Here is an 18,182-nt window from a genome sequence, read left to right as displayed (position 1 = left end):
GATTATGGTGCACCGGTCATGACGCATGGTCCGTTCCTTTTGTCCATCGGCGGCGACGGTGTGGCCGCCGCCACGGAATTCCCCGTCATCGATCCCGCGACTGGGGAGCCGTTCGCGACGGCGCCGGACGCCAGCGAAGCGCAACTGGACCTGGCGGTCGCCGCCGCGCGGGTGGCCTTCCTTTCCTGGCGGGCGGTGGACGTCGCCGCCCGACGCGCGGCCATGCGCGCCTTCGCCGATGCCATCCGCGCGGAGGCGGAGGCGCTGGCCGCCCTGCTGACGCGGGAGCAGGGCAAGCCCCTGACCGCCGCGCGGCGCGAGGTGGCGGTGGCCGCCGACCGGATCGAAGGGACGGCGGCACTGGACATCGGCGGCGGCTATCTGCGGGAGGGGCCGCAGGGGCCGGTGCGCCTGGACTACGTCCCCATGGGGGTGGTGGGGGTGATCGCGCCCTGGAACGCGCCGCTGATCCTGGCCATGCAGATGGTGGCCCAGGCCCTGGCCGCCGGCAACGCGGTGGTGGTGAAGCCCTCGCCCTTCACGCCACTGACCACGCTGCGCCTGGGGGAAATTGCCGCCCGCGTCCTGCCGGCCGGGCTGGTCAACACCCTGTCGGGTGGCGACGCCCTGGGACGGTGGATGACCGCCCACCCCGGCATCGACAAGATCGCCTTCATCGGCTCGACCGCCACCGGCAAGAAGGTGATGGCATCCGCCGCCGCGACCCTGAAGCGGGTGTCGCTGGAACTGGGCGGCAACGACGCCGCCATTGTCCTGGACGATGTGGACGTGGCCGCGATCGCCCCCCGGCTGTTCAGCAGCGCCTTCGTCAACAGCGGACAGCTGTGCATGGCGGTGAAGCGCGTCTACGCCCAGGCGGGCATCGCCGAAGCGCTGGCCCACGCCCTGGCGGCGGAAGCGCGCCGCATGCGCCTGGGCAACGGGTTCGAGGCGGACGTCGACCTGGGCCCGGTGCAGAACCGGCCACAGTTTGACAAAGTGCTGGCCATCATCCAGGACGCGCGCGCCCGCGGCGGCCAGGTCCTGGCGGGCGGCGGCGCCCTGGACCGGCCGGGCTATTTCATCGCGCCCACCATCGTCACCGGCCTCAGCGAGGGGGCGCGGCTGGTGGATGAGGAACAGTTCGGGCCCGTGCTGCCCATCCTGGCCGTCGACACTGAGGAAGAGGCGGTGACGCGGGCCAATGCCACGCGCTTCGGCCTGGGCGCCTCGGTCTGGAGTGGCGACCAGACCCGCGCCGAGGCGGTCGCCCGGCGGCTGGAGGCCGGCACCGTCTGGATCAACGGCCACGGCGGCGCTGTGCCGGACCTGCCCTTCGGGGGCTTCAAGGAATCAGGCATCGGCCGGGGCATGGGCGTGGCCGGCCTGCGTTCCTACGCCGAAATCCGCGTGATCCACGGCGCCCATTAGGGTGCCTGGCGTCGCCTGGGGGTGATCGGCTTTGGCGGCGGCATCTCCGCAATGCGTTCAAACGCGGCCACTTGCTGGTCCGTGTCCAGCACCTGTTCCAGTCCCATCTCGCGGGCGCGTCGCAGCCTGTCGCGACCGCGCGCCAGCAGGGCGTCGTCAAACACGTCCCCCCGCCGCAGCAGGATCTTGCGGACCCGGCGGGGCACGCGCTCCAGCGCCAGCGCCGTGCGGGCACAGTGGAAGCGGCGGCAGACCGAGGGCCGCCGGGCGTGGATGGTGCATCCGGTTTCGACCAGGTAGACGCAATCGCCGGTGGCGGGGTCGCGCTTCAGCGCCGGCACGGCGCGGCCAGGATAGAGCGCGGAAATGATCGGCTCCCACATGTAGAACCCCAGGTCGTCGCCAGCCTCGGGATGCAGGATCACCTGGTCGTTCCGGCAGCATTGAACGCAGCCGTCACAGGGGATGGCGTTCTGGTCCCGGGGCGGCTGTCGCTCATCGCTGTTTGTTGATGTCGTATTATGTTCGTCCATGTCATATTAGAAGCACGGTCGGCTCGACATGAACAGAGGATTTCGACGATGGATCTTTCCGGTCAAGTGGCGATCGTGACGGGCGCCAGTTCCGGCATCGGGGCGGCCGTGGCCCGCAGACTGGCGGCGGCGGGCATGAAGGTGGCCCTGGTCGCCCGCAGCCTGGACCGGCTGGAGGCGGTCGCGGCCGAGGCGCGGGCCGCCGGTGGCGTAGCCCAGGCCTACGCCGCCGACGTGACGCGGGAAGACCAGGTGGAGGACGCGTTCGCCGCCATCGGCCATGACCTCGGCTTCCCCGACCTGCTGGTGAACAACGCCGGCATCGCCGACAAGACTCCGCTGGAGGAATTGACCCTGGCCCGGTGGCAGGAGGTGCTGGACATCAACCTGACGTCGGCGTTCCTGTGCAGCCGCGCGGCCGTCAGGCTGATGAAGCCCCGCCGGCGGGGACGCATCCTGATGGTCGGCAGCATCTCCGCCTTGACCCCGCGTGAGGACACCGCCGCCTACACCGCGTCGAAATTCGCACTGGACGGGCTGACGCGCGCCATCGCCCTGGATGGCCGCGGCCACGGCATCACCGCCGGCGTCATCCGGCCGGGCTCGGCGATGACGAACCTGGTTCCCGGGCTGGACCGGCTCGGCCCGGAACAGACCATGCGGCCGGAACACGTGGCCGACCTCATCCACTGCGTCGCCGCGATGCCCGCCGAGGTCAACGTCCTGGAATCCGTGATCCTGCCGATAGGGCAGCCCTTCCTGGGCCGGGGCTGAGGCGCCGCGAGCACCCGGGAAAACCCCGGCCCCGACCCCAGGGGAGGGCGCGTTTCATAATTTTCATTTAGCAGTAAATGAATGAACTTGACCAGCATGCCTTCAACGCGGTAGGTGGTCCGTATTCCGCCGCCCCATTCCAGCGCGCCAAAGACGCGGGAGGGGCCGGGGAAAGGGCTTCCCAGAAGGCGTTGTCGCTATGACGAATGATGTCGCACTCAGTTCCATTCTGGCCCACCACGCGCGCCGGTCGTCCGCCCAAACAACGCTGGCCAAAACGGCGCTGGTCGTGGATGGGGTTTCCATCAGCTATGACGAACTGGACGCGCGCTCGAACCGGTGTGCGAGGCTGCTGGCGGCACGGGGCGTGGGCCAAGGCGACTTCGTCACCCTGGCCCTACCCAATGGCCTTGAGTTCTATGAGACCACCTTCGCCATCTGGAAGCTGGGCGCCATCCCGAATGTGGTGTCCGCCAAGCTTCCCCGGTTGGAGATGGAAGCCATCCTTGACATCGTCCAGCCCAAGCTGTTCGTAGGCGCCCTGCCCGAAGCCAGCATCCCGGTGCTGGGCCCCGACCAGGGGTTGGACCTGGCCCGGTATTCGACCGATCCGCTGCCGGAGGTCGTCTCCCCACACTGGAAGGCCATCACCAGCGGCGGTTCCACCGGCCGGCCCAAGGTGATCGTCGACGCCATGCCGGCGCGATGGAACCCGGAGGACGGTTTCCTGGGCCAGCGTCCGGGGGACGTGCTGCTGAACCCCGGGCCGCTGTACCACAACGCGCCGTTCCACTGCATCTTCACCGGCCTGTTCGTGGGCGGCACCATCGTCGAGATGGGCAAGTTCGACGCGCTGCGCGCCCTGGAACTGATCGAGGCCCACCAGGTGAACTGGGTCACCATGGTGCCCACCATGATGCACCGCATTTGGCGCCTGGCTCCGGACACGCTGTCACGCTTCACCCTGCCCAGCCTGCGCATGATGCTGCACATGGCCGCCCCCTGCGCCGCCTGGCTGAAGGAGGCGTGGATCGGCTGGCTGGGCGGCGAGCGGGTGTGGGAGTATTACGGCACGACCGAGGCCATCGGGTCGACCATGATCTCCGGCACGGACTGGTTGGCGCATCGCGGTTCCGTCGGGCGTGTCCGTGAGGGATATGAACTGGCGATCCTGAACGCCGAGGGCAAGCAGTGCCCGACCGGCGAGGTGGGGGAGATCCATTTCCGGCCGGAGGGGGGGCCGGGATCGACCTACCATTACCTGGGCAGCACCTCCCGGCGCGTCGGCGACTGGGAGTCGACGGGCGACCTGGGCAGCGTGGACGCGGACGGCTATCTCTACCTGTCCGACCGCCGCAACGACCTGATCATTTCCGGTGGCGCCAACATCTATCCGGCCGAGGTGGAGGCGGCGCTGGACGCCCATCCGGCGGTGCGGACCAGCGCCGTGATCGGTTTGCCGGATGAGGACTGGGGCGCCCGCGTCCATGCCATCGTCCAGACGGTGGAAGGTGCCGTGCTGAACGACGCGGAACTGCTGGATTTCGTGGCCGAGCGGCTGGCCCGCTTCAAGCTGCCCAAGAGCATCGAATTCACCGGCGAGCCTTTGCGCGACGAAGCCGGAAAGGTGCGCCGGGCCGCCCTGCGCGACGCCCGGCTGGGCAGCGGCGCCGCCCCAGGCTGACGGCGTGGCAGCCTCATCCCGCCTTGGGCTTCCGACTCTTGTAGAGGGCCTCGAAGCCGCCGGCCATGAAGGTGACGAACCGCTCGCGCGCCGCCTCGAAATCCTCAGACGCGCACAGGTTGTTCGACAGGCGGTCGATGCGGCCGGTGCGCGACAGGATCAGCGTGTAGGCGCCCGAGGTGAACTGGAAGCTCCAGAACAGATCCTCGGGCTCCGCGTCCGGCAAGGCCTTGTGCAGAAGGCTGATCAGCCGCAGCACCAGGGGATCGAAATAGGTGTCCATCGCCTCAGCCCCATAGCCGGGCGCGTTGTTCACCTGGGCGAAGATGCGGCCGAAGTTGCGCCAGCCTTCCCCGCCGTTGATGTAGATGTCGAACGCCCCTTCATAGAAGGCGCGCAGCACCCCCTCGACGGTCGGATGGTCGCCGGCCGACGCCTCGTATTCGTCCAGCGCCGCGGTGCGGGTGACCACCGCATAGTCCACGCGGCGCTGGAAAACGGCGTCGAACAGCGCCCGCTTGCCATCGAAGTAGTAGTGAATCAACGCCGGATGGATGCCCATCCTGTCGGCGACGTCCTTGATCGTCACCCCGAAATAACCGAGCTGCGCGAACAACTCCTCACTGGTGTCGAGGATCAGTTTCACGGTCGCCGCCCGCTGTTCAGCGCGCGTGCGGCGCCCCTCGGGCTTCGGCTCTGCTGCCATGGTCTCCGGCCTTCCTGATCGGGCGCGTCCAGGAAAGACGCCGTTCCACCCCATCGTTCAGGAGCGACGATGGGGCGGCGATCGCGTCCGGTCAAGGGATCAGCCGCCCATCGGGTGGGCCAGGCAGAATTTTTATTTACTGCTAAATGAATGAACTTGACGGGCCCGCGGCCGTCGAGTATCCGGTTGGGAAAGCTATAAATTAAACAGGGGAGGGAATTCGCATGTCGGGGAAAGCCACGAAACAATTGGCGCTGTCCGGTGTGTCGCTGATGGCCGCGATGCTGCTGGCGGCCGGGCCCGGCACGGCCCAGACCGCGGCCCCGGCGCCGCAGGGCGCCGACAAGGCAGCGGCGGCGGACACCGTCCTGGAAGAGATCGTCGTGACCGGTTCCCGGATCCGGGGCGTCCCGCCCACGGGGTCCAACCTGATCAGCGTCTCCAGCGAAGACATCAAGACCATCGGCGCGGTCACCACCGCCGATCTGTTGGCCACCGTGCCGCAGCTGAACAGCTTCAACACCGCCCCCCGGGCCAGCGTCGGTGGTTTCGGCCCCTTCGCCCCGGGCCTGCGCGGCCTGCCATCCAGCGCCACGCTGGTGCTGATGAACGGCCACCGGCTGGTGGGTGCCGCAGCCAACGACACCAGCCCCGACTATCCCAACATCCCCAGCCTGGCGATCGAGCGGGTGGAGATCGTCGCGGACGGCGCATCCTCGGTCTATGGGTCGGACGCCATCGCCGGCGTGGTGAACTTCATCACCCGGCAGCGCTTCTCCGGGGCTGAGGCCGATGTGCGCTATGGGTTGTCCGACGGCTACCACTCGACCTCCGCCAGCGGGGTGATCGGCCACGCCTGGGCGACCGGGTCCGTCATGGCCGCCTACCAGTTCATGAAGAACGACAACATCACTGGTGGGGAGCGGGATTACCGTACCCAGGACTTCCGCCCATCCGGCGGCGTCGACACCCGGTCGATCTACTGCCCCTCCCCCAACGTCTACCTGCCGCAGACCGGCGCGATACCGTACGCGGCGCCCAACTTCGCCCCGAACACGACGAATTACTGCGATAACGGCGCCGGGGTGGACCTGTTCCCACGGTCGCGCATGCACAGCGGCTACCTGACCGCCCGCCAGGAACTGGGCGAGCACGTCACCGCCTGGGCCGACCTGCTGTATTCGGACCGCAAGGACACCATCCAGGCGGCCCTGCCCATACAGGCGCTGACGGTCACCGCTGCGAACCCGTTCTTCCAGGCGCCCCCCGGCAGCGGTGCCGTGTATGAGACGGTGCTGTATCGTGCCGACAACCTGTTCGGGGCCGATCACGCCACCAACACCGACAACGCCCGGGCGGGCAATTCATCGGCCGGCATCGACGTGCAGTTGCCCGCCGATCTGAACCTCAGCGTCTACGGCACCTTCAACTGGGCGACGAACGTGGCCTACATCCCCGGCGTCAACCCCGTGGCGCTGGCGATGGCGGCGGCCGGAACATCGGCGGCCACCGCCCTGGACCCGTTCGGCCAGCGCACCGCGCCCGGCGTCGTCGCCGCCATCACCGACTATTCCACCAGCGTCACCGTGCGCCAGCACACCAACCTGGGCGCCGTCAAGCTGGACGGGCCGCTGCTCGACCTGCCCGGCGGGCAGCTGAAATTCGCGGTAGGCGGGGAATACCGGAACGAGACGTTCTCGCAACGGGGTTTCGTCGGCGCCACCTCGGTGCCGGAGAACCTGGACCGCGACATCTATTCCGCCTTCGGCGAACTGTTCGCGCCCCTTGTCGGCGCCGGCAATGAATTGCCGCTGGTGCGCCGCCTGTCGCTGTCCCTGTCCGGCCGGTATGACCACTACAGCGACTTCGGATCGACGACCAACCCCAAGGTCGGCGTCAACTGGGACCCGGTCGAGGGCCTGACCTTCCGCGGCACCTACGGCAAGTCGTTCCGCGCGCCGGGCATGCGCCAGGTGGGCGCCACCGTCGGCGCCTATTACCTGGATGCCGCCAGTTCGGCCATCTACGCCCGCGACCCCAGCCGGGGGGCGGCGCAGGTCAACACCATCTACCTGCTGGGCGGTAATCACGACCTGCAGCCGGAAAAGGCCCGGACGTATTCCTTCGGTGCCGACTGGCAGCCCGGTTTCCTGCCGGACTTCCACGCCGGCGCCACCTTCTACGACGTCCATTTCGATGGCGCGATCGGCGTCCCGCCGTCGTCGCTCATCTTCACCGACCCGACGTTCGCCTCCATCGTCTACCGCAACCCGACACCGGCGCAGCTGGCCAGCCTGCTGGGGATCGCCGCACCGGTGAACCTGCCGACACCACTGCCGCAGATCGGCAACCTGCTGGACGAACGTCTGGGCAACTTCGGCATCCGCGACACCAACGGCCTGGACTTCGACCTCGGCTACCATCGCGCCGTCAGCTTCGGCACGGTGTTCGCCGGCCTGGCCGGCAACTATATCTTCAAGTTCAACACGCAGCTGTCCCCCACCGCCCCGGTGTCGGACAGCCTGAAGCTGGGCCTGCCGCAATGGACCTTCCGCGGCACGCTGGGCGCCACGATCGGGGCCGTCAGCGTGGTGGGTTTCGTGAATTACCAGGACGGCGTCACCAACGCCTTCAACACCCCCACGGGCACCGCTGTGTACAGCACCGATCCCTACACCACGGTCGATCTGCGCGTGACCTGGACCCTGCCGGATACCGGCTTCACCTCAAAGACGGAGCTGGCCCTGCAGATCAATGACCTGTTCGACAAGAGGCCGCCGTTCTTCCCCGCGACGGACGGCATCGGCAGCAACTACAATCCGATCGGGCGCTTCGCCGCCATCAATCTGAAAAAATCGTTCTAGGGGCGATGCGCCCGTACGCGGCCGATGGCGTCTGGGCCGCGCCCATGGCCACACCATCCCGGTGTGGCCATGGGAAACTTGTTCGACGGTCCTTCGACCCTTTCGCGGCCACCCAGGTATCAGCCATGACCATCGTTTCCCCCACCCTGCCCCCGCAGGCCGCCACAGCCCCGCCGCCCGGCGTCCGCGCCTGGTATGTGCTGGGGGCGTTGTGCTTCGTCTATGTCCTGAATTTCCTGGACCGACAGCTGCTGTCCATCCTGGCCAAGCCCATCCAGGATGACCTGGGCGTCACCGATGGTCAGTTGGGCCTGATCAGCGGCCTTTATTTCGCACTGTTCTACTGCTTCATCTCGATCCCCGTGGCCTGGCTGGCCGACCGCGCCAACCGGGTGCGGGTCCTGTCCATCGCCTGCGCGCTGTGGAGTGTCGCCACGGTGGCCTGCGGCTTCTCGGCGACCTATCCTCAACTGGTCATGGCGCGCATGGCCGTGGGCGTGGGCGAGGCCGGCGGCGTGCCCCCCTCCTACGCCATCATCACCGACTACTTCGCCCCGGGACGGCGGGGCATGGCCCTGGGCCTGTTCAACCTGGGCCCGCCCCTGGGCCAGGCGCTGGGCGTGGCCTTCGGCGCCTCCATCACCGCCGCCTACAGCTGGCGCAGCGCCTTCCAGGTGCTGGGCCTGTTCGGCGTGGCGGCGGCGCTGATCATCTGGCTGACCATCCGGGAGCCCCGGCGGGGCGGGCTGGACCTGGCGCCCCCCGGGACCCTCGCGGCGCCGCGGCAGGCCACGGCCGGCTTCGTCGAGACCATCGCCATGTTCTTCCGGCGGCCGGCCCTGCTGCTGCTGTCGCTGGCCTGCGGCGCCACGCAGTTCGTGACCTATGCCGTGATGAATTTCACCGTCCTGTTCCTGATGCGGGAAAAGGGGATGACCCTGCAGGAGGTGGCGCTGTACTACGCCCTGCTGATCGGCATCGGCATTTCCATCGGCATGGCGGTGTCCGGCCGGCTGGTCGACCGCCATGCCGGCCGGTCCAAGCAGGCCTACGCCCTGGTGCCGGCCCTGGGGCTGGCGGGGGCGGTGCCGTTCTTCGTGGCCTTCATCTGGGCGCCGGGCTGGCAACTGGCCCTGCTGTTCCTGATCGGGCCGACCATCCTCAACTACTTCTTCCTGTCCCCTGCCGTAACCCTGGTGCAGGAGGAGGTGCGGCCCAACCAGCGCGTGATGTCCGGCGCCCTGCTGCTGCTGGTCATGAACCTGATCGGCCTGGGCTTCGGCCCCACCTATCTGGGTGCGGCCAGCGATTTCTTCCGGGCGACCCACCCCGGCAACTCCCTGCAACTCGCCTTCTACACCCTTGTCCCCTTCTATTTCCTGGCCATCGCGCTTTTCCTGGTGCTGGCGCGGGTGTTGAAGGGTGAAGCCAATCGGACCGGAGACCACTGATGCGTCGTCTTTTCCCCTGTGTGACGGCCTGCGCCGTCACCCTGCTGTCCCTTGGCGCCCTGGCGCAGGACAATCCCCGGGTGCAGGCACCGGCCGGTATCCTGGAGGGCCGCGGCAACGGCGACCTGGACGTCTTCAAGGGCATTCCCTACGCCAAGCCACCGGTGGGCGACCTGCGTTGGAAGGCGCCGCAGCCCCTGCCCCCCTGGACCGGCGTGCGCGACGCCAGCGCGCCAGGCCTGGCCTGCGTGCAGCCGAAATCCGCCACCGTCACCCTCTACACCAACCCGCCCCCAAAGATGGGCGAGGATTGCCTGACCCTGAACATCACAGCGCCGAAGAACGCGAAGAACGCCCCCGTGCTGGTCTGGATCCATGGCGGCACCCTGCTGAACGGCTACGGCTATAACGAGATGTACGACGGCGCCGCCCTGGCGCAGCGCGGGGTGATCGTCGTCTCCATCAATTACCGGCTGAGCGTGCTGGGCTACATGGCGCACCCGGGCCTGAGTGCCGAGAACCCGGACGGCGTGTCCGGCAACTACGGCCTGCTGGATCAGATCGCCGCCCTGCGCTGGGTCCATGACAACATCGGCGCCTTCGGCGGCGACGCCGGCAACGTCACGGTCTCGGGCGAATCCGCCGGCGCGCTGTCGGTCATGTACCTGATGGCGTCGCCCAAGGCGAAAGGCCTGTTCGCCAAGGCCATCGTGGAGAGCGGATACATGATCTCCATGCCCGAGCTGAAGCAACCCCACTTCGGCGAATTCGCGGCGGAGGCCATCGGTTCCTACATCGCCGGCAAGGTGGGCGCCACGGACGTGGCGGCGCTGCGCGCCATGAACCCCGAAACCCTGGTGGATGAGGCGGCGAAGCTGAACTACTTCCCCTTGGGCACCGTGGACGGCACGGTGCTGACCGGTCAGCTGGTGGAAACCTTCGATAAGGGGGAACAGGCGCCCGTCCCCATCCTGACCGGTTTCAACAGCGGCGAGATCCGGTCGCTGCGCTGGCTGATCGCCCCGCCGCCCGCCGACGCCAAGACCTATGAAGGCATGATCCGCGAGCGGTACGGCGACCTGGCGGACCAGTTCCTGCGGCTGTACCCATCCGCCAACATCGAGGAAAGCGAGCTGGCGGCCACCCGCGACGCGCTGTACGCCTGGACGTCGGAACGGCTGGTGCGGGGACAGATGGCCTTGGGCCAGCCGGGGTACCTCTATCTTTTCGACCATGGCTATCCGGCCATGGACGAGAAGGGGGTGCATGCCTTCCACGCCTCGGAAATCCCGTATGTCTTCGGCACCATGGAGCACACCCCGCCCTATTGGCCCAAGGCGCCGGACACCCCCGCCGAACACCGCCTGTCCGCCGCCATGACCGACTATTGGGCCAGCTTCGCCCGCGACGGCAAGCCGGTGGCGGACGGCCAGCCGGCGTGGCCCGTCTTCGGCAAGGACGAAGGCTACATGGCCTTCGTTGACGCGCCCAAGCCGGGATGGAAGGTGATGCCGGGCATGTACGCCCTGCACGAGGCGACCGTCTGCCGTCGCCGGGCGGCGGGCACCATGCCCTGGAACTGGAACACGGGCATCATCTCCCCCGTGCTGCCAAGCGCCGGGAAAGACTGCTGACGCCCGCCCGATCGTCAGGACGGCGACCGCCCCAGGACGGGCCGCAAGGCCAGGACCATGGGAATGATGGCGGCCGCCGTCAACGCGGCCGCGACGATGCCGATGGTCCGGCTGGAATGGTCCGCGATGGCGCCGTAGACGATGGGGGCGATGCCGCCGGCGCCGATGACGCCGGTGTAGAACAGCGCGAAGGCCCGCCCTACCCGCCCCCGCCTGGCCAGCTCCGGAACGGTCCCATAAAGGATCGAGGACGTGCCGTTCAGGACAACGCCCAGGCAGGGCAGCAGGGCCAGCGTCAGGCCCAGGGGGCCCGCCAGGGTCGCCAGCATGAACAGCGCCGTCGCCCCTTCGGTCAGGACCACGCCCCACACCACGCCCAAGCGTTGGCCCAGCCGGCCGCAACACGCCTTGCCCAGCGCACCGCCGGCGAACAGCAGCGCCAGGCCGACACCCACGGTGGCCTCCTGCCCGCCCTTGGCGTGCAGCAGGAACGGCAGAAACAGTAGATACCCCATGCGCGTCGCGGTATCGAAGGCGCCAATCGCCAGCAGAAGGCCGAAGCCCCGGCCATCCCCGCCGCCCGCATGGGATTTTTCCGCCCGGGCCATGGCGGGCTGGACCGGCATGACCACCAGCAGCCCGGCGGCCATCGCCACGCCCACCGCGGCCATGACGCCGACCACGGGTCGCCAGGCGAAGACAGGCAACAGCAGGGCGACGACGGCCGGGAAGATGGCCTTGCCCAGGTCACCGGCGAAGTTGTAGATGCCCAGCGGCCCCCGCGACGCCCCGCCATAGCTGGTGGTGACCAGCAATGAGGCGCGCGGATGCTGAAGGCTGGAGCCGACGCCGGCCACCAGCAGGCCGGCGCACAGCCCGGGAAACCCCAAGGGCAGCGCCATGACGAGATAACCGGCGGCGGCGATCAGCGTCGCCAGCACCAGGACGGCACGGGGGTTGAGCCTGGCCGTAAGTTCCCCCGCCGGGACCTGCAAGCCGCCCATCGTTCCGGAATAGAGCGCGCGGACCGCCGCCAGCGCGGCGTAGGACAGGCCGAACTCCGCCTGCCAGACAGGCAGCAGGGCGTAAAGCTGGTCGGTGTAGCCGTCATGCACCAGATGGGCGAGGCAGGCCCCCAGCAGGTTGCGCCGCCGCGAAGACGGTTCAGCATCCTGTTCCTTTTCCGCCCAGTTGGCCGTCGTCATGGCGTTCAGCATCCGGATCACGCTGCAGAGGACAAAAACCCTATACCCGTGAGTTTCCATCGAATAGCCTGAGCCCGATCACACAATCCGTCGGCTTTTCTCACGGGTTACCATGCGCCGTCTGCCCCCGCTCAACGCCCTGCGCGTTTTCGAGGTCGCCGCCCGCACCGGCAGCTACGCCGAGGCCGGCACCGAGCTGGGCCTGACCCATGGCGCGGTCAGCCGGCAGATCGCGGCGCTGGAGATGTGGCTGGGCCAACGCCTGTTCGTGCGCACCGGCCGGCGCATGGTGGCCACAGCCGCAGCCCGCGCCTTCGCGGCGGAGGTCAGCCTGTCTTTCGATCGCATGGTCGCGGCGGCGGAGACGTGCGGCCGTCCCGCCGTGCGGCACATCCTGCGTGTCAACGCGCCGACCACCTTCGCCATGCGCTGGCTGATCCCCCGGCTGGAGCGCTTCCACGCCGGCCATCCGGAGGTGGAGGTGACGGTGACGACGGCGACGACCGTGCATGATGAATTGCGCGGCGGCTTCGACCTGGCCATCCGGCGGGGCCTGGCGGCGCGGGAGGCGTGGCCGCAATACCAGGCGGTGCCCTTCCTGGTGGAAGCCGACACGCTGATCATCAGCCCGGCCCTGTTCCAGCGGCTGCCCCTGCATACCCCGGCCGACGTCGCGCACCACGTGCTGCTGGGCAGCGAGACCCGGCCGGGAGACTGGGCGGATTGGCTGGAACGCGCCGGCGTTCCCCACCGGCCGGACCAGCGCCGCCGCGTGTTCGACCATTTCTTCGTCACCTTGCAGGCGGTGGCCGACGGTTTCGGCATCGGCATCGGCCCCTTCCCCGTGCTGCAGGGCGACCTGGAGGCCGGGCGCATCCTCACGCCCTTCCCCGCGCTGCGCGTGCCCCGCACCGGCTATGTCGCCCTGATCCCCTTCGACGCGCACAAATCGCCGGCCCTGACGCGCCTGGTCGACTGGCTGGTCGCCGAAGGAAAGGCATGAGAGGCGCCTACCTATCCTATACGGGGGACAGGGTGGCCAGGGCGCCCAGCACGGCCTGGCCCAGCGCCAGGCCGCCGTCATTGGCCGGAACCCGCCCATGCGCCACCGGCTGGCAGCCCACCGCGCGCAAGCGGGACTGGAGGTCAGCCAGGACGATGCGGTTTTGCAGAACACCACCGGACAGCGCCACCAGGGCACCGGGGCCGGCCCCCACCCGCGCCACCGCGTCGGCCAGGGCCTGGGTGAAGCCCAGGTGGAAACGGGCGGCGATCCAACCGGACGCCCGTCCGGCGGCGAGATCGGCCAGCAGCGCCTGCCACATCGGCGCCCAGTCGATCACCAGCGGATCGTCCCCGCCCAGGGCCGCCGGATAGGGCTCCGCCGCGGCGACATGGTCGCGCGCCAGCGCCTCCAGCGCCAGGGCGGCCTGCGCCTCATGCCCGATGCGCGCGGGATGGACACCCAGCGCCGCCGCCACGGCATCGAACAGCCGGCCGGCCGAGGAACAGGGCGGCGCGTTGGTGCCGGTTTCCAACATGCGCTCCAGCACGGCCACCGGGGCACCGGCCGGAAGGTGTGCCAGCACGGCGCCGGCCCGGTCCCGCCAGCCGTCGCCAAAGGCGTGCCGCAACTGGGCCACCAGGTTGCGCCACGGTTCCCGCATCGCCGCCGCCCCGCCGGGCAGGGCGACCGGCGCGATATGGGCGGCGCGGGCGACGCCGCGATAGCCGCCGCGCAGGATCTCACCGCCCCACAGCGTCCCGTCGATGCCCAGGCCCAGGCCGTCCAGGATCAGGCCGAACACGCCCGCCCCGCCCTCCTCCAACCCGATGCCAGCGTCGGCCAGACAAGCGGCCATATGGGCGTGATGGTGGCCGACGCGCACCAGCCGGGCGCCGCATTCCCGCGCCAGCGCGGCGCCGAGCGTGGTGGAAAGATAGTCCGGGTGGGTATCGACCGCGACCACCGCCGGCGTGAAGTCGAACAGGTCGCGGTAGAGGCGCAGCATGGCGCGGTAGTCGTCCAGGGCGGCCGCGTCCTCCAGGTCACCAATGTGCTGGGACAGGATGGCCTGCCCGTTCCGCATCAGGCAAAATGTCGCCTTCAGCTCACCCCCCATGGCCAGGGTCGATGGCAACCCGCCGAAGCCCGGCGGCAAGGGCAGGGGTGCTGGCGCGTACCCCCGCGCCCGCCGCAGGATGACGGGCGCGCCGCAGCCGGCGGCGACCACGCTGTCGTCCAGGCGGTTCAGGATGGCCCGGTCATGCATCAGCCAGGCGTCCGCCAGCCCGGCCAGGCGGTCCCGCGCCTGCTCGTTGGTGATCACCTGCGGCTCATCCGACCGGTTGCCCGAGGTCATCACCAGGGGGCCGTCCAAGCGCGCCATCAGCAGATGATGCAACGGCGTGTAAGGCAGCATGAAGCCCAGATGATCCTGGTCCGGCGCCAGTCCATCCGGCAGCGGGGCGCCATCGGGCCGGCAGGGCAGCAGCACGATGGGAGCGGCGGGGGACTCCAGCAGGGCGCGGGCGTCCTCATCCAGCCGGCAATAGCGCCCGACCTCCGCCACCGTGCGGGCCATAAGGGCGAAGGGCTTGGCGTCGCGCGCCTTGCGGCGTCGCAACTCCCTCACCGCGTCGGGATTAGTGGCGTCACAGGCCAAGTGGAAGCCGCCGATGCCCTTGAGGGCGACGATACCGGCGCCACGCAGCAGCGCCGCCGCCGCGTCCAGCGGATCCCTCCCCGCGTCCGGCGCCGGCTCCAGCCACAGCCGGGGGCCGCAGGCGGGACAGGCGGTCGGCTGGGCATGAAAGCGGCGGTTGGCGGGGTCGGCGTATTCGGCGGCGCAGGCCGGGCACATGGGGAAGGCCGCCATGGCGGTGTTGGCGCGATCGTAGGGGATCGCGCTGACGATGGACAGCCGGGGCCCGCAATGGGTGCAGTTGCCGAAGGCGTAGCCCCGGCGCCGGTCGGCGGGATCGAACAGTTCCGCCCGGCAGGCGGGACAGGTGGCGGCATCCGGCACGATGCCTGTCCGCACCGTGCCCCCGGCGCTGGCGGCGATGGTGAAGCCATCGGGCGCCGGGCCGTCGTGGGCAACCACCTCGACGGCGTCGATACGCGCCAGGGGCGGCGCCTCGCCACGCAGCCGGCCCTGGAAGCTGTCCAGCGCCGCTGCGTCACCCCAGGCGTGAATGGTCACGCCCTCCCCATCGTTGGCGACGCTGCCGGCCAGATTCAGTGCCCGCGCCAAGTGCCAGACGTGGGGTCGGAAGCCCACCCCCTGCACCAGCCCCCGCACGCGGATGCGGCGCCCCAGGACGTCGGGGATCGCCATCAGTGCACCGTGCAGACCATGCAGGGATCGAAAGAGCGGACGATGTGCTGCACCGCCACCGGCTCCGTCTCCCCCTCGCGGACGGGAGCCCCGCGCAAAGCCTGCTCCAGCGGTCCCGGCACGCCGGCGGCGTCGCGGGGGGAGAAGTTCCAGGTGGTGGGGGCGATGATCTGGTAATTGGCGATGCGCCCGCCCTGAAGGCTGACCCAATGGCCCAGGGAGCCCCGGGCGGCCTCCGTCAGGCCCGCGCCCTCCCCCGCCGCCGGCAGGGGCGTGTGGTCGATGAAGGGGGCCGCCGGGTCGATGGCGCGCAGCCAGCGTTCCATGGCCATGGTGACCAATGCCACCTCCAGCAGGCGGGCCACCACCCGTGCCTCCACCGTCGCGCCGTCACGCGCCACCAGGTCGCGCGGCAGCGGATGCCCGGCGACCAGCTGGCGTGACAGGGCGCCGACCTCCGCCACCTCCCCCTCCAGGCGAGGCGCCTTGCACCAGGAATAGGCGTCTTCCCGCGCGGCATCCGGCGGCGCCCCCGGATCGCGCGGCGAGCGCGGCGCGCCGTCCGGGGCGGCGCGGTACCAGGCGTGGCTGACATCCTCGGTGATGCGGTCCACCGGCAGCACGCCGGCCACGCGGTGCCGGAACACCCCGCGCGGGAACAGGGGCCCCTCCGCCGAGGGATAGGCGCCATAGCTCATGTGCCGCAGGTCGGTGCGGCCCAGGCGGTTCAGGCCCACCGCCTGGGACAGGGTGACGTAATGGGCGAAATCGCCCCGTACCGCCCGCGCCTCCGCCCAGGCCAGCAGGGCGTCGCGGGTGGACAATGCCGCCACCGCCTCCAGCGTGTCGGCGAACAGGGTGCGTTCCAGGAAGCGGCGGAAGCCGGCTAGCACAGCGCCCAGCCGCGCCAGCTCCGCCCGGGAGACGGCGCGGGTCGATCCGCCGGGCTGCACCGCCAGGGTGTGGGGCCATTTGCCGGCCAGGATGCCCAGCAGGTTCATCAGCTCCGCCCGGGCGGGCAGGAAATCCCGCGCGGCATCCCCCTTCACCGCCGCGAACCGGGCGGCCGCGTCGGCATGCCAGGCCTCCCCCGCGTAAACGGCGCGGGCGAAGTCGGGCATGAAGAACAGGTAGAAATGGGTCAGGTGGTCGGCGACGTTTTCCACCGCGTGGATCAGGTTCACCGCCAGACCGCCGTTGGCGGCAAGCGGCACGGCACCGGTGGCCGCCAGCGCCCGCGCCGCCGCCACCGACTGCGACACCGAACAGATGCCGCAGATGCGTGGCGCATAGACCAGCGCATCCAGCGCCGGCTTGCCCACCAGCATGGCCTCGAACCCGCGATAAAGGGGGGAGACGACGCGGGCGTCGGCGACCATGCCGGCGCTGATGTCCAGGCGCACCTCCAGGTCGCCTTCGACCCGGTTGAAGGGACCGACGATCAGGCGGCTCATGCGCTGTCCTTGCGCTTGTCATGGGGAAGAACGACAGGCGTGGGCCGCGCGGCGTTGTCGCGCAGCCGCTTCGGCGTCGCCGCCTTGGACAGGGAGGCCAGCGCCACGAACCAGGCCTTGGGCATATCGGTCGGCAGGCCGATGGGAATGCCCGCCACCTTGGGCGTCACGGCGAAGGCGTGGCCCGGCTCCTCAAAACCCGGTGCCGTGCAGTTGATGCAGGCGTAGTTGCCGTCCAGGCAGGAACCGCCGCCGTTCCAGGGACGGATGTTGCAGTCCGCCCGCGCCTGCGTCCCCTTGCAGCCCAGATTCTCCATCATGCAGCCCAGGTCGCCCGGCTGCTCGGCGCTGGCCTTGAACTCATAGAACTCATTGCGGGCGCAGCCATGGTGGACCAAGTGGGCGGTATAGGCCAGCGGCCGTTCCCACTCGTCCAGGTCGCCGGGGGTCAGGGTGCCGGCGCCGATCTGCAGCAGGGTGTCGGTGAACCAGCCGGGATGGATGGGGCAGCCGGCGATGTTGATGACGGGCAGGCCCTTGGCGGAGCGGAAGTTCGCCCCCAGCAGACCGCCGGCGCGGGTGCCGTCATAGGCCAGGCCGCAGGCCTCCACTTCGTTGCCGCCGGCCGCGGTGACGCCGCCGAAGGCGGCACAGCTGCCCACGGCCACGACATAGCCGGCCCGGCGGGCGATGGCGGCGATCCAGTCGCGCATGGGCTTGCCCGTCCCCGCCATCAGGTGGAAGCGGCCGGTGCCGCCCGGCCCGTTGATGACCGACCCCTCCAGGCACAGGATGTCCACCGGCTGGTCGCCGGCGGCCGCCGCCTCCAGGAGGACGCGGACCTCGCCACCCGTCGCCTCGCTGAGGGACGGATGCCACAGCAGCTCCACGTTGGCCGCCGTCAGCGCCGTCAGCAGGTCCGGCTTCTCCGCCCCCAGCAGGGACAGGGTGCAGCCACCGCAGCCGCCGGACTGCAGCCACAGCAGCCTCAGCGGGCGGCCCGGTTCAGACGTTGCGGTCATCGACCGGCACCTTCAGGGTGAAGGCGGCCCCTCCGCCCTCGGCAGTGGCGTAGCTGAGGCTGCCGCCCAGCTTTCCGCCATGT

The 18,182-nt window shown here is 69.7% G+C and carries 13 protein-coding genes; 7 read left to right on the top strand and 6 right to left on the bottom strand.

The genetic code is table 11. The annotated features are described in order from the left end of the window. The first annotated feature begins 18 nt into the window (after positions 1 to 18). Positions 19 to 1,431, top strand: a complete 1,413-nt coding sequence (locus I55_RS21780) for an aldehyde dehydrogenase family protein (protein ID WP_044562701.1) — start codon at positions 19 to 21, stop codon at positions 1,429 to 1,431. Here the strand turns inward: I55_RS21780 and I55_RS21775 are convergent. Next, the gene (locus tag I55_RS21775; RefSeq protein WP_044562700.1) at positions 1,428 to 1,964 is read right to left on the bottom strand and encodes a YkgJ family cysteine cluster protein; all 537 of its coding nucleotides are present in this window, start codon (positions 1,962 to 1,964) and stop codon (positions 1,428 to 1,430) included. The genes I55_RS21780 and I55_RS21775 overlap by 4 nt on opposite strands. A gap of 48 nt (positions 1,965 to 2,012) precedes the next feature. Between I55_RS21775 and I55_RS21770 the strand changes: the two genes are divergently transcribed. Together I55_RS21770 and I55_RS21765 are read left to right on the top strand one after the other, a co-directional pair. Next, entirely contained in the window at positions 2,013 to 2,738 is a 726-nt protein-coding gene (locus I55_RS21770) for an SDR family oxidoreductase (RefSeq protein WP_044562699.1), read from the top strand. Between the two features lie 199 nt (positions 2,739 to 2,937). Beyond that, complete coding sequence (locus I55_RS21765; RefSeq protein WP_044562698.1) at positions 2,938 to 4,422, top strand: AMP-binding protein; 1,485 nt, start codon at positions 2,938 to 2,940, stop codon at positions 4,420 to 4,422. Between the two features lie 13 nt (positions 4,423 to 4,435). Here I55_RS21765 and I55_RS21760 read toward each other — a convergent pair whose 3' ends face one another. Then, positions 4,436 to 5,128, bottom strand: a complete 693-nt coding sequence (locus tag I55_RS21760) for a TetR/AcrR family transcriptional regulator (RefSeq protein ID WP_044562697.1) — start codon at positions 5,126 to 5,128, stop codon at positions 4,436 to 4,438. A 224-nt stretch (positions 5,129 to 5,352) separates the two neighbouring features. Between I55_RS21760 and I55_RS21755 the strand changes: the two genes are divergently transcribed. The 3 genes from I55_RS21755 to I55_RS21745 all read left to right on the top strand — a co-directional run bounded on the left by I55_RS21755 (position 5,353) and on the right by I55_RS21745 (position 11,077). After that, complete coding sequence (locus I55_RS21755; protein WP_044562696.1) at positions 5,353 to 7,992, top strand: TonB-dependent siderophore receptor; 2,640 nt, start codon at positions 5,353 to 5,355, stop codon at positions 7,990 to 7,992. A gap of 125 nt (positions 7,993 to 8,117) precedes the next feature. Beyond that, the gene (locus tag I55_RS21750) at positions 8,118 to 9,443 is read left to right on the top strand and encodes an MFS transporter (protein ID WP_044562695.1); all 1,326 of its coding nucleotides are present in this window, start codon (positions 8,118 to 8,120) and stop codon (positions 9,441 to 9,443) included. After that, the gene (locus I55_RS21745; protein ID WP_044562694.1) at positions 9,443 to 11,077 is read left to right on the top strand and encodes a carboxylesterase/lipase family protein; all 1,635 of its coding nucleotides are present in this window, start codon (positions 9,443 to 9,445) and stop codon (positions 11,075 to 11,077) included. The genes I55_RS21750 and I55_RS21745 overlap by 1 nt, the downstream gene beginning before the upstream one ends. 14 nt (positions 11,078 to 11,091) lie before the next feature. On the opposite strand, the gene I55_RS21740 is transcribed toward I55_RS21745, so the two are convergent. Further along, positions 11,092 to 12,282, bottom strand: coding sequence for an MFS transporter (locus I55_RS21740; protein ID WP_044562713.1), 1,191 nt, complete (start codon positions 12,280 to 12,282; stop codon positions 11,092 to 11,094). 112 nt (positions 12,283 to 12,394) lie between these two features. Here I55_RS21740 and I55_RS21735 point away from each other — a divergent pair, with 112 nt between their 5' ends. Continuing rightward, positions 12,395 to 13,285 (top strand): LysR substrate-binding domain-containing protein, encoded by an 891-nt coding sequence (locus tag I55_RS21735; RefSeq protein WP_044562693.1) that lies wholly within the window; start codon positions 12,395 to 12,397, stop codon positions 13,283 to 13,285. Between the two features lie 16 nt (positions 13,286 to 13,301). Here the strand turns inward: I55_RS21735 and hypF are convergent, their stop codons facing one another. The 3 genes from hypF to I55_RS21720 are packed head-to-tail and all read right to left on the bottom strand — an operon-like array spanning position 13,302 to position 18,099. Further along, positions 13,302 to 15,623 (bottom strand): carbamoyltransferase HypF, encoded by a 2,322-nt coding sequence (gene hypF, locus I55_RS21730; RefSeq protein ID WP_044562692.1) that lies wholly within the window; start codon positions 15,621 to 15,623, stop codon positions 13,302 to 13,304. Further along, entirely contained in the window at positions 15,623 to 17,077 is a 1,455-nt protein-coding gene (locus I55_RS21725; RefSeq protein ID WP_044562691.1) for a nickel-dependent hydrogenase large subunit, read from the bottom strand. Before I55_RS21725 ends, hypF begins: the two co-directional genes overlap by 1 nt. Further along, positions 17,074 to 18,099 (bottom strand): HupU protein, encoded by a 1,026-nt coding sequence (locus I55_RS21720; protein WP_044562690.1) that lies wholly within the window; start codon positions 18,097 to 18,099, stop codon positions 17,074 to 17,076. The genes I55_RS21725 and I55_RS21720 overlap by 4 nt, the downstream gene beginning before the upstream one ends. Between the last annotated feature and the right edge of the window lie 83 nt (positions 18,100 to 18,182).

This window comes from Azospirillum sp. B4, assembly GCF_000333275.1.
Classification (GTDB): Bacteria; Pseudomonadota; Alphaproteobacteria; order Azospirillales; family Azospirillaceae; genus Nitrospirillum.
The sequence above is the reverse complement of the archived record's forward strand: the minus strand, read 5'-3'. Positions and strand labels throughout refer to the sequence as shown.